Source organism: Ralstonia sp. AU12-08, assembly GCF_000442475.1.
GTDB classification, from domain to species: Bacteria; Pseudomonadota; Gammaproteobacteria; order Burkholderiales; family Burkholderiaceae; genus Ralstonia; species Ralstonia insidiosa.
Genome location: NZ_ASZV01000054.1, coordinates 1 through 12,894 on the forward strand (window position 1 = coordinate 1; position 12,894 = coordinate 12,894).

At 61.4% G+C, this 12,894-nt stretch carries 8 protein-coding genes and 1 tRNA gene; all 9 read right to left on the reverse strand.

What is annotated here, in order from left to right:
* Positions 1–136 precede the first annotated feature (136 nt).
* The 9 genes from rpoC to C404_RS56965 all read right to left on the reverse strand — a co-directional run bounded on the left by rpoC (position 137) and on the right by C404_RS56965 (position 12,806).
* The gene (gene rpoC, locus C404_RS56925; RefSeq protein WP_021197598.1) at positions 137–4,372 is read right to left on the reverse strand and encodes a DNA-directed RNA polymerase subunit beta'; all 4,236 of its coding nucleotides are present in this window, start codon (positions 4,370–4,372) and stop codon (positions 137–139) included.
* 124 nt (positions 4,373–4,496) lie between these two features.
* Entirely contained in the window at positions 4,497–8,603 is a 4,107-nt protein-coding gene (gene rpoB, locus C404_RS56930) for a DNA-directed RNA polymerase subunit beta (protein WP_021197599.1), read from the reverse strand.
* Positions 8,604–9,075: 472 nt separating this feature from the next.
* Positions 9,076–9,450 carry a 50S ribosomal protein L7/L12 gene (gene rplL / locus C404_RS56935; RefSeq protein WP_021197600.1) on the reverse strand — a complete coding sequence of 125 codons (375 nt, stop codon included), beginning with the start codon at positions 9,448–9,450 and terminating at the stop codon, positions 9,076–9,078.
* A gap of 63 nt (positions 9,451–9,513) precedes the next feature.
* Entirely contained in the window at positions 9,514–10,020 is a 507-nt protein-coding gene (gene rplJ / locus C404_RS56940; protein WP_021197601.1) for a 50S ribosomal protein L10, read from the reverse strand.
* 371 nt (positions 10,021–10,391) lie between these two features.
* Positions 10,392–11,087 carry a 50S ribosomal protein L1 gene (gene rplA, locus C404_RS56945; RefSeq protein WP_021197602.1) on the reverse strand — a complete coding sequence of 232 codons (696 nt, stop codon included), beginning with the start codon at positions 11,085–11,087 and terminating at the stop codon, positions 10,392–10,394.
* 2 nt (positions 11,088–11,089) lie between these two features.
* Positions 11,090–11,521 (reverse strand): 50S ribosomal protein L11, encoded by a 432-nt coding sequence (gene rplK / locus C404_RS56950; RefSeq protein ID WP_004634453.1) that lies wholly within the window; start codon positions 11,519–11,521, stop codon positions 11,090–11,092.
* 175 nt (positions 11,522–11,696) lie between these two features.
* Positions 11,697–12,281: a transcription termination/antitermination protein NusG gene (nusG, locus tag C404_RS56955; RefSeq protein WP_031330221.1), complete on the reverse strand. Its 585-nt coding sequence runs from the start codon at positions 12,279–12,281 to the stop codon at positions 11,697–11,699.
* Between the two features lie 12 nt (positions 12,282–12,293).
* The gene (gene secE / locus C404_RS56960; RefSeq protein WP_021197604.1) at positions 12,294–12,674 is read right to left on the reverse strand and encodes a preprotein translocase subunit SecE; all 381 of its coding nucleotides are present in this window, start codon (positions 12,672–12,674) and stop codon (positions 12,294–12,296) included.
* A gap of 56 nt (positions 12,675–12,730) precedes the next feature.
* A tRNA-Trp gene (locus C404_RS56965) sits at positions 12,731–12,806 on the reverse strand.
* Between the last annotated feature and the right edge of the window lie 88 nt (positions 12,807–12,894).

Sequence of the window (12,894 nt, forward strand, 5' to 3'; positions counted from 1 at the left end):
GGTTAACGTTTCGAGAAAATCAGAACGTGCTGACGCCGGCATTGACGCAATTGTTGTTTGCGCAACATGCAGGCAAAAAAAAGCCCGGCACCCCATGAGGGGGCCGGGCTTTTGATGCGGAGAACGCTGCCTAACTTCAGGCGGCGCCGCCTTCCTCTTGGTGGACGACAGGCGTCTCGAAGATCGAAGCGGCTTCTTCTTCGGCAATCGCTGCAGCGCGGTCGCGGTCGGCGGCTTCCTTGGCCTTGCGGGCACGGTGGTAAGCCAGACCGGTACCGGCCGGGATCAGACGGCCGACGATGACGTTTTCCTTCAGACCACGCAGGTCGTCGACCTTGCCCATGATGGCGGCTTCGGTCAGCACGCGCGTGGTTTCCTGGAACGACGCCGCCGAGATGAAGCTGTCGGTCGACAACGATGCCTTCGTGATACCCAGCAGCAGGTTCTCGTAGGTCGCCGGACGCTTGCCCAGCGCGATCACCTTGTCGTTCTCGTCGAGCAGGTCCGAACGCTCCACCTGTTCACCCGGGATGAAGCGGGTGTCGCCCACATCGGCGATCTGCACGCGGCGCAGCATCTGACGAACAATCACTTCGATGTGCTTGTCGTTGATCTTCACGCCCTGCAGACGGTACACGTCCTGCACTTCGTCGACGATGTACGTTGCCAGCTCTTCCACGCCCTTCAAGCGCAGGATGTCGTGCGGGTCAGCCGGGCCTTCAACAATCATTTCGCCCTTGTTGACCACCTGGCCATCGTGCACCAGCACCTGCTTTTCCTTGGCGATCAGGAACTCGTGGGCATTGCCGTCGAGGTCCGTAATCACCAGGCGCTGCTTGCCCTTGGTGTCCTTACCGAACGAAGTCGTACCGGTGACTTCTGCCAGCACGGCAGCGTCCTTCGGCGAACGGGCTTCGAACAGTTCAGCCACACGCGGCAGACCACCGGTAATGTCGCGCGTCTTCTGCGATTCGGTCGGGATACGTGCCAGCACTTCACCCACGTGCACTTGCTGACCGTCCTTCACGGTGATCAGCGCGCCCACCTGGAAGCCGATGGTCACGGAGTGGTCCGTGCCCGGGATCTTCACTTCGGCGCCCGACGAGTCGAGCAGCTTCACCTGCGGACGGATGCCCTTCGAAGCCGTGGTACGACGCTTCGCATCGATCACCACCAGCGTCGACAGACCGGTCACTTCGTCCATCTGCTTGGCAACGGTCACCCCTTCTTCGACGTTCTCGAACTTGATGGTGCCCGAGTACTCCGAGATGATCGGACGCGTCAGCGGATCCCACGTGGCCAACTGCGTGCCGGCCTTGATGGACTGGCCATCCTGCACCAGCAGCGTTGCACCGTAGACGATCTTGTGGCGCTCGCGCTCGCGGCCGTGGTCGTCGGTGATCAGCGCTTCGCCCGAACGCGAGATGACGATCTGCTCGCCCTTCGCGTTGGTGACGTAACGCATCGTCGCCGTGAAACGCACGATACCGGTTGCCTTCGCTTCCACGCTCGATGCCACTGCCGCACGCGATGCCGCACCACCGATGTGGAACGTACGCATCGTCAGCTGCGTGCCCGGCTCACCGATCGACTGAGCAGCGATCACACCCACCGCTTCACCCGAGTTCACCAGCACACCGCGGCCGAGGTCACGGCCGTAGCACTTGGCGCACAGGCCGTAGCGCGTGTCGCAGGTCAGCGGCGTGCGGACCTTGACTTCGTCCACGCCGATCGAATCGATCAGCTCGACCAGGTCTTCGTCCAGCAGCGTGCCGTTTTCGATCGCAGTTTCCTGCGTCTCCGGGTTCACCACGTCGCCAATGACCACGCGGCCCAGGATACGGTCGCGCAGGGCTTCGATCACTTCACCGCCTTCCACCAGCGCCTTCATCAGGACGCCGTTGGTGGTGCCGCAATCATCTTCCACCACGACCAGATCCTGCGTCACGTCGACCAGACGACGGGTCAGGTAACCCGAGTTCGCGGTCTTCAGTGCCGTATCCGCCAGACCCTTACGTGCACCGTGGGTCGAGATGAAGTACTGCAGAACGTTCAGGCCTTCGCGGAAGTTTGCGGTAATCGGCGTCTCAATAATCGAGCCGTCCGGCTTGGCCATCAGGCCACGCATCCCTGCCAGCTGACGGATCTGCGCTGCGGAACCCCGTGCGCCCGAGTCGGCCATCATGTAAATGGAGTTGAACGACTCTTGCTTGACGGTCTTGCCGTGGCGATCGACCACGTCTTCAGTCTGGAGCTGCTCCATCATCGCCTTGCCCACCTGGTCACCAGCGGCACCCCAGATGTCCACGACGTTGTTGTAACGCTCCTGGTCCGTCACCAGACCCGACATGTACTGCTTGTCGTATTCCTTCACCTTGGCGGCGGCTTCGGAGATGATCTTCTCCTTGGCCGGCGGCACCAGCATGTCGTCGATGGCGATCGAGATACCGGCGCGCGTTGCCAGGCGGAAGCCCGACTGCAGCAGCTTGTCAGCGAAGATCACGGTTTCGCGCAGACCGCACTTGCGGAATGCCGTGTTGATCAGGCGCGAAATTTCCTTCTTCTTCAGCGGCTTGTTCAGCACCGAGAACGGCAGACCCTTCGGCAGGATCTCCGACAGGATCGCGCGGCCGACCGTGGTCGATTGCAGCGTGATCTTCGGGGCAAAACGGGCGTCGCCGTCGGCTTCCGGGTTCACCAGCTCATACTCGGTGATTCGCACGTTCACGCGCGAAGCCAGTTCGACTTCCTTGTTCTCGTAGGCGCGGATCACTTCCGAGATGTCGGCGAACGTCATGCCTTCACCGCGGCCGTTGATCTTGTCGCGGGTCGTGTAGTACAGACCCAGCACCACGTCTTGCGACGGCACGATCGACGGATCGCCGTTGGCCGGGAACAGCACGTTGTTCGACGCCAGCATCAGCGTGCGCGCTTCCATCTGCGCTTCGAGCGACAGCGGAACGTGAACAGCCATCTGGTCACCGTCGAAGTCGGCGTTGAACGCCGCGCAGACCAGCGGGTGCAGCTGGATGGCCTTGCCTTCGATCAGCACCGGCTCGAACGCCTGGATACCCAGACGGTGCAGCGTCGGTGCGCGGTTCAGCATCACCGGGTGCTCGCGGATGACATCTTCCAGGATGTCCCACACCACCGGCGTCTGGCTTTCCACTTCCTTCTTCGCCGCCTTGATCGTGGTGGCGATGCCCATCGTTTCCAGCTTGTGGAAGATGAAGGGCTTGAAGAGTTCGAGCGCCATCAGCTTGGGCAGGCCGCACTGATGCAGCTTGAGCGTCGGGCCCACCACGATGACCGAACGGCCCGAGTAGTCCACGCGCTTGCCCAGCAGGTTCTGACGGAAACGGCCGCCCTTACCCTTGATCATTTCAGCCAGCGACTTCAGCGGACGCTTGTTGGCGCCGGTCATCGCCTTACCGCGACGGCCGTTGTCCAGCAGCGAGTCCACTGCTTCCTGCAGCATGCGCTTTTCGTTGCGCACGATGATCTCCGGCGCCTTCAGCTCAAGCAGACGCTTCAGACGGTTGTTCCGGTTGATCACGCGGCGATACAGGTCGTTCAGGTCCGACGTGGCGAAACGGCCGCCGTCCAGCGGCACCAGCGGACGCAGTTCCGGCGGCAGCACCGGCAGCACTTCCAGGATCATCCAGTCCGGCTTGATGCCCGAACGCTGGAAGGCCTCGAGCACCTTCAGGCGCTTGGCGAACTTCTTGATCTTGGCTTCCGAACCCGTGGCTTGCAGCTCGGCGCGGATCGTCTCGATCTGCTTCTCGATGTCGATGCCGCGCAGCAGCTCGCGAATGCCTTCGGCGCCCATCATGGCGACGAATTCGCCTTCGCCGTACTCGTCGCACTTGGCCAGGTAGTCGTCTTCCGACATGATCTGGCTCTTCTTGAGCGCGGTCATGCCCGGCTCAACCACGACGAATGCTTCGAAGTACAGCACGCGCTCGATGTCGCGCAGCGTCATGTCGAGCACCATGCCCAGACGCGACGGCAGCGACTTCAGGAACCAGATGTGCGCGGTCGGCGCAGCCAGTTCGATGTGGCCCATGCGCTCACGGCGCACCTTGGCCAGCGTCACTTCCACGCCGCACTTCTCGCAGATCACGCCACGGTGCTTCAGGCGCTTGTACTTACCGCACAGGCACTCGTAGTCCTTGATCGGGCCGAAGATCTTGGCGCAGAACAGACCGTCACGCTCAGGCTTGAACGTACGGTAGTTGATGGTCTCGGGCTTTTTGACTTCGCCGTACGACCACGAACGGATTTTCTCAGGCGACGCGAGGCCAATCTTGATCGCGTCAAACTGCTCTTCTTGCTGTACCTGGCGGAATAGGTCGAGCAATGCTTTCATTCCAAACTCCTTGAGTTTGAGGCTGGCGCCCTAGGTTGCTAAGGCACCGGCCCTAAATCTTCGTCAATGGCTGCTGTTACCGGAGCGCGGCGATGTGTCTACCGCGCTCCCATCGCTCGGGCGCTTAGTTGCGCTCGAGGTCGATGTCGATACCCAGCGAGCGGATTTCCTTCACCAGCACGTTGAACGATTCCGGCATGCCGGCATCGATCGAGTGCTCGCCCTTGACGATGTTCTCGTACACCTTGGTCCGGCCGTTCACGTCATCCGACTTCACGGTCAGCATTTCCTGCAGCACGTAGGACGCGCCGTACGCTTCGAGTGCCCACACTTCCATTTCACCGAAACGCTGGCCACCGAACTGGGCCTTACCGCCCAGCGGCTGCTGCGTCACCAGCGAGTACGGACCGGTCGAACGCGCGTGCATCTTGTCGTCGACCAAGTGGTGCAGCTTCAGCATGTGCATCACGCCCAGCGTGACCGGACGCTCGAAGGCTTCACCGGTGCGCCCGTCGAACAGCGTGACCTGCTGCTTGGAAGCGGTCAGGCCCTTCTCCTTCGCAATGTCTTCCGGATAGGCGAGGTCCAGCATGCGACGGATTTCGTCCTCATGCGCACCGTCGAACACCGGCGTCGCGAACGGCACGCCCTTCTTCAGGTTCTCGGCGAGCTCCAGGATCTCGGCGTCGGACAGGCTGTCCAGGTCTTCGACCTTGCCGCTCTCGTTGTAGATCTGGTTCAGCAGCTTGCGCACTTCGGCAGCCTTGGCTTGCGCCTTGAGCATGTTGCCGATGCGCTCGCCCAGACCGCGTGCGGCCCAGCCTAGGTGGGTTTCGAGAATCTGACCCACGTTCATCCGCGAAGGCACGCCCAGCGGGTTCAGCACGATGTCTGCCGGCGTACCGTCAGCCATGTACGGCATGTCTTCGATCGGGGTGATCTTCGACACGACACCCTTGTTACCGTGACGGCCGGCCATCTTGTCGCCAGGCTGCAGGCGACGCTTCACGGCCAGGTACACCTTGACCATCTTGATCACGCCCGGCGGCAGTTCGTCGCCTTGCGTGAGCTTCTTGCGCTTCTCTTCGAACGCGAGGTCGAAGTCGTGGCGCTTCTGCTCGATGGCCTCCTTCACGGCTTCGAGCTGGGTGGCCACTTCGTCATCCGACGGACGGATGTCGAACCAGTGCCACTTGTCGAGGTCAGCCAGGTATTCCTTCGTGAGCGCAGTGCCCTTGGCCAGCTTCTTCGGGCCGCCGTTGGCAACCTTCCCCACCAGCAGACGTTCCAGACGCTGGAAGGCATCGCCTTCCACGATACGCAGCTGGTCGTTCAGGTCCAGGCGGTAGCGCTTCAGTTCTTCGTCGATGATCGACTGGGCGCGCTTGTCGCGCGTCACGCCTTCACGCGTGAAGACCTGCACGTCGATCACGGTACCGCTCATGCCCGACGGCACGCGCAGCGAAGTGTCCTTCACGTCGGACGCCTTCTCACCGAAGATCGCACGCAGCAGCTTCTCTTCCGGCGTCAGCTGGGTCTCGCCCTTCGGCGTGACCTTGCCGACCATCACGTCGCCGGCTTCCACTTCTGCGCCGATGTACGTGATGCCCGACTCGTCCAGGCGCGCCAGTTGGGCTTCAGCCAGGTTCGAGATATCGCGCGTGATTTCTTCCGGTCCGAGCTTGGTGTCGCGAGCAACGACCGACAGTTCCTCGATGTGGATCGAGGTGTAGCGGTCTTCTGCCACCACGCGCTCCGAGATCAGGATCGAATCCTCGAAGTTGTAGCCGTTCCAGGGCATGAACGCGACCAGCATGTTCTGGCCGAGCGCGAGCTCGCCCATGTCGGTCGAGGCGCCGTCAGCGATCACGTCGCCGCGGGCAACGATATCGCCCACCTTGACCATCGGACGCTGGTTGATGTTCGTGTTCTGGTTCGAACGCGTGTACTTGATCAGGTTGTAGATGTCGACGCCGACTTCACCCGCCACGGCTTCCGCATCGTTCACGCGGATCACCACGCGGTTCGCGTCAACGTAGTCAACCACGCCGCCACGGGTAGCCTGCACAGCCGTACCCGAGTCCACTGCCACGGTGCGCTCGACGCCGGTACCCACCAGCGGCTTGTCCGCACGCAGGCAAGGCACGGCCTGACGCTGCATGTTGGCGCCCATCAGTGCACGGTTTGCATCATCGTGCTCGAGGAACGGCACCAGCGAAGCTGCGGCCGACACGATCTGCGACGGTGCCACGTCGATGTACTGCACGCGGTCCGGCGTGACCATACGGGTTTCACGCTCGCTGCCTTCACGTGCGGAGACCAGTTCGTCGATCAGGTTGCCGTTCTCGTCCACCGTCGCGTTGGCCTGCGCCACCACGTACTTGCCTTCTTCGATGGCCGACAGGTAATCGACCTGATCGGTCAGCTTGCCGTTCTCGACCTTGCGATACGGCGTTTCCAGGAAGCCGTAGTCGTTCAGCTGCGCGTACAGTGCCAGCGAGTTGATCAGACCAATGTTCGGACCTTCCGGCGTTTCGATCGGGCACACACGGCCATAGTGGGTCGGGTGCACGTCGCGGACTTCAAAGCCCGCGCGCTCGCGCGTCAGACCGCCCGGGCCCAGTGCCGAAATACGACGCTTGTGCGTGACTTCCGACAGCGGGTTGGTCTGGTCCATGAACTGCGACAGCTGCGACGAACCGAAGAACTCGCGAATCGCCGACGAAATCGGCTTCGAGTTGATCAGGTCGTGCGGCATCAGGTTTTCCGTCTCGGCCTGGCCCAGACGTTCCTTCACGGCACGCTCAACGCGCGACAGACCGGCGCGGAACTGGTTTTCCGCCAGTTCGCCGACGCAACGCACGCGACGGTTGCCGAGGTGGTCGATATCGTCCACTTCGCCCTTGCCGTTACGCAGGTTCACCAGCAGCTTGATCGTGTCGAGGATGTCGTCATCCGTCAGCACCATCGGGCCCGTACCTTCCGAGCGGTTCAGGCGGCTGTTGACCTTCATGCGGCCCACGCGCGACAGATCGTACGAATCTTCGCTGTAGAACAGGCGATGGAACAGCGCTTCGACGGCGTCTTCGGTCGGCGGCTCGCCGGGGCGCATCATGCGGTAGATCGCGATACGCGCGGCGGTCTGGTCGGCGGTATCGTCCGTGCGCAGCGTGGACGAGATGTACGGACCCTGGTCCAGATCGTTCGTGTACAGCGTCTGGATTTCCTTCACGTCGGCGTCGCGTAGCTTCTCGAGCACGCCTTCGGTCAGTTCGTCGTTGGCGTTGGCCAGGACTTCACCGGTATCCGGGTCGACGATGTTCTTCGCCAGCACGCGGCCCAGCAGGTAGTCTTCCGGCACGCTGATCAGCTTGGTACCGGCCGAATCCAGGTCGCGGATGTGCTTGGCGTTGATACGCTTGTCCTTCTCGACGACGACCTTACCGTTCTTGTCGGCAATGTCGAAGCGAGCGACTTCACCGCGCAGGCGCTCGGGCACGAACTCCATCAGTGCGCCTTCGCTCTTGAGCGTGAAGTTGTCGAACACGAAGAAGTGCGCCAGGATCTGCTCCGGCGTCAGGCCGATCGACTTCAGCAGGATCGTCACCGGCATCTTGCGGCGGCGGTCAACGCGGAAGTACAGGATGTCCTTCGGGTCGAATTCGAAGTCGAGCCACGAGCCACGGTACGGAATGATCCGTGCCGAGAACAGCAGCTTGCCCGAGCTGTGCGTCTTGCCCTTGTCGTGCTCGAAGAACACGCCCGGCGAGCGGTGCAGCTGGGACACGATCACACGTTCCGTACCGTTGATCACGAACGAACCGGTGTCCGTCATGAGCGGAATTTCGCCCATGTAGACTTCCTGCTCCTTGATCTCCTTGACCTTGGTGGGGTTCTCGCGGTCGTTGATGATCAAGCGCACTTTTGCGCGCAGCGCCGAGTGGAAGGTCAGACCACGCTGCTGACATTCCTTGACGTCAAACGGCGGGTTGGACAGGTGATACGACACGAACTCCATGCGCGCCAGACCATTGTGCGACGCGATGGGGAAGATGGCATTGAATGCAGCCTGCAGGCCTTCGGTCTTGCGTTGCGAAGGGCCGGTCTCGGCCTGCAAGAACTGAGCATACGATTGAATCTGGGTGGCAAGCAGGAAGGGAACCTGATGGACCGTTGCGCGCTTCGCGAAACTCTTGCGAATACGCTTTTTCTCGGTAAAGCTGTACGCCATGGGATCTCCGAATCATCGCAAGTGCGCGCGACGGACTTAAGGCCGGACTCAGAACGATGAGTACGCCTGGCACTTGAGGTGTTCAGCGACTGGTGACGGGATTTGGCGGTTGGCCGCTACCAACCTCTGGCTGACGGTATTGCGCGCGCCGCCCGCACATGGACCCATGGAGCCCATGCCACGGACGGGGGAGTACCCGACCAAACTTGCCTTCTGCAGTCGGTTCAGAAGACAAACATCAGCGGACTGCGAACTGCCTAGTGTGCCACTGATGTTTGGCCTCTGCTGGCCTTGTTCCGGCCGGCTGCCGGAAAAACCGGCATGAAAGACACAAACGAGACTTCAACGATACTTACAGCGTGATTGCGGGATCGCTCAACAATCGGCCCCACAAGCGCAAAAAGGCTGGCGCCGGGAAATCTCCCTTTGCCAGCCTCCGTCGCGTACCGAATACGGCACGCGAGACCTGCACTTACTTGGCTTCGGCTTCCGCGCCGGCTTCCACCAGCTTCTTCACCAGCTCGTCGGCGGTCTTCTTATCGACGCCTTCCTTCACGGGCTTCGGTGCGCCATCGACCAGGTCCTTGGCTTCCTTCAGGCCCAGGCCGGTGATTTCACGCACGGCCTTGATGACGCCAACCTTGTTCGCGCCGGCGCTCTTCAGCGTCACGGTGAATTCGGTTTGCTCTTCAGCAGCTGCTGCTGCACCAGCGCCAGCCGGGCCAGCAACGGCGACGGCTGCAGCCGACACGCCAAACTTCTCTTCGAACGCCTTGACCAGGTCGTTCAGTTCCATCACGGACATCGAGCCAACGGCTTCGAGGATGTCGTCTTTGGTGATTGCCATTTGAATAACTCCAGAATGTGATTCGGTATCGATCGTGCGATCTGTGGGAGGTGCTGCGGCCGATTAGGCTGCTGCGCTCTCGCCTTCGCCTTGCTTTGCGGCCAGAGCAGCCAGGGCGCGGGCAAAGCCCGACACCGGCGCCTGCATGACAAACAGCAGCTTGCTGAGCAGTTCTTCGCGGCTCGGGATCGAAGCCAGGGCCTTCACGCCATTGGCGTCCAGCACCTTGCCTTCGTACGAACCAGCGCGCAGCACCAGCTTGTCATTGCCCTTGGCGAAATCGTTCAGCACCTTGGCCGGGGCCACTGCGTCTTCGGAAATACCGTAGATCAGCGGGCCGGTCAGTTGCTCAGCGAGTTCGGCAAACGGCGTGCCTTCAACAGCACGGCGTGCCAGCGTGTTCTTCAGAACGCGCAGGTAGACGCCTTGCTGGCGCGCTTGCGCGCGCAGCTTGGTCAGATCGCCAACCGTGATACCGCGATATTCAGCGACGACGATGGTCGAGGCCTTGGCGACTTGCGCCGTTACCTCGGCCACGACGGCCTTCTTATCTTCGAGATTGAGTGCCACGGTTAAGCTCCAAAACGACGTCGGCTTCCGCAAGCATTGCGGTCACCTTGGTCAGTCCAAAAGTACGGCGTCCGATTGGCACAAATCACTTCGGCAATACCAAAGTCACTTATTCCCTTCGGGGGCGCCATCTGCGTTGGCCGTACGCCCCGTTGCCGGATTGCGCAGCGATTAAGGTGTCGGCCCCGAAGAGTCCTCCACCGCCAACGGTCTTTGATAACCAGCGGCATCAGCACGCTTGCGCACGCATCCGCCACTGCCCAAAGTTCTTCCCTCAAACTACAAGGGGCCGCGCAGCCGAGGCTACGCGGGAGAAAACTGCTAACGCCGGGATGGTTATCGGGCCACCCAGCGCGAATAGTCGAAAACGATCAGGCAGCCAGCGTCGACTGGTCGACGCGCACGCCAACACCCATCGTCGACGAGACAGCAACCTTACGCAGGTACACGCCCTTGCTCGAGGCCGGCTTGGCCTTGGTCAGTGCGTCCAGCAGCGCAGCCAGGTTGCTCTTCAGCGCAGCCGGTTCGAACGAACGGCGGCCGATGGTGGCGTGGATGATACCGGCCTTGTCGACACGGAATTGCACCTGACCAGCCTTGGCGTTCTTCACAGCCGTCGCCACGTCCGGCGTCACGGTGCCAACCTTCGGGTTCGGCATCAGGCCGCGCGGGCCCAGGATCTGACCCAGCGTACCGACCACGCGCATCGTGTCCGGCGAAGCGATCACGACGTCGAAGTCCATGTTGCCGGCCTTGATCTGCTCGGCCAGGTCTTCCATACCGACGATCTCGGCGCCAGCAGCCTTGGCTTGCTCAGCCTTGTCGCCTTGGGCGAACACAGCCACGCGCACCGACTTGCCGGTACCTGCAGGCAGCACAACCGAACCACGAACCACTTGGTCCGACTTCTTGGCGTCGATGCCCAGTTGCACGGCCACGTCGATGGACTCATCGAACTTGGCGCTTGCGCATTCCTTAACGAGGCTCAGCGCTTCGTCGATCGGGTAGAACTTGGTGCGCTCGACCTTGGCCTTGTTCGCGGCCACGCGCTTCGAAATCTTTGCCATGATTACAGGCCCTCCACCGTGATACCCATCGAACGGGCGCTACCGGCGATCGTACGCACGGCGGCGTCCAGATCAGCAGCGGTGAGGTCCGCATTCTTTGCCTTGGCGATTTCTTCAGCCTGGGCGCGGGTGATCTTGCCGACCTTGTCGGTATGCGGCTTGGCCGAACCCTTCTGGATACCGGCGGCCTTCTTGATGAGCACGGTCGCCGGCGGCGACTTCATCACGAAGGTGAAGCTCTTGTCGGCGAAGGCGGTGATCACCACCGGCACCGGCAGGCCCGGTTCCATGCCTTGAGTCTGCGCGTTGAATGCCTTGCAGAACTCCATGATGTTCAGACCGCGTTGACCCAGGGCCGGGCCGACGGGCGGGGACGGATTTGCTTTACCAGCCGGAATTTGCAGCTTGATAAAGCCAATAATTTTCTTGGCCATCTTGACTCCAATCCGGATTGCCCGGCAAAAAAGCCATGGCAATCCTATTGAGTGGTAACGCATCAGCGCGAGGCTGACGCTCCTCTGTTGGCTCAGGCAGCTACACCGCCGTTGCCCGCCAAGTCCAGTGGACTGGGCGACTGGCACAACGGCCTACGCCGCCGCGCCAAATTCTTTACACCTTCTCGACCTGGCCGAACTCAAGCTCGACCGGCGTCGCACGACCAAAGATCGTCACGGAAACGCGCAAGCGCGACTTCTCGTAGTTCACTTCCTCGACGTTGCCGTTGAAGTCGGTGAACGGGCCCTCCTTCACACGCACCATCTCGCCCACTTCGAACAGCGTCTTGGGACGCGGCTTCTCGATCCCTTCCTGGACTTGAGCCAGCATCTTGTCGAGCTCGCGCTGGGAAATCGGCGACGGGCGGTTAGCCGTGCCACCGATGAATCCCGTGACCTTGGCGGTATTCTTCACCAAGTGCCAGGTGACGTCGGTCATTTCCATTTCGACGAAGACGTAGCCCGGATACAGGCGACGCTCAGTCACGGTCTTGCGACCGTTCTTGCTCTCCATCACTTCTTCCGACGGCACCAGAATCTGGCCGAACAGATGTTGCAGACCTTCGCGCTCAATGCGCTCCTGCAGCGCGCGTTGCACGCTTTTTTCCATGCCCGAGTAGGCATGCACGACATACCAGCGCTTCTTCGAGGCCGGTGCGGACGAATCCGTGGACGTGTCGTTCGCTACGTTATCCGTCATGGCTTCACCCAATTATTTCCAGCCCAACACGAGCGAGAAGATCACCCACTCGATGAGCTTGTCCGCAGACCACAGGAACAAGGCCATGATCACCACGAAGGCAAACACCAGACCGGTCATCTGCCCAGCTTCCTTGCGCGTCGGCCAAACGACCTTGCGAACTTCGCGGTACGACTCACGGGCAAACTCGATAAAGCTCTGCCCAGGCGAGGACACCAGCGCGACACCGGCGCCCAGCACCAGCCCGCCGATCAGCGAAGCGGCACGGACGTAGCTCGGTTGCTGCGCCAGCAGATAAAAACCGATCACCCCGGCGACCACCAGCAGGAACGCCACGATCAGCAGCCACTTGCCGCTGGCGGTGTTAACGGTTTCGACGTTCGGATTGGCCATGTTTCCCAAACGAGACAAGCCGCGTGGCGCTATGTCGCGCTACGCGGCTGATGAATTGGCAGGGGCAGAGGGAATCGAACCCCCAACCTTCGGTTTTGGAGACCGACGCTCTGCCAGTTGAGCTATACCCCTAGAACAACTTTGGGGTTGCCATTCGGTCAACCCCACTCTGGCACTTCACGTGCGGCCGGTTGGCAGCCGCACGGAAGAGTTACAGCAC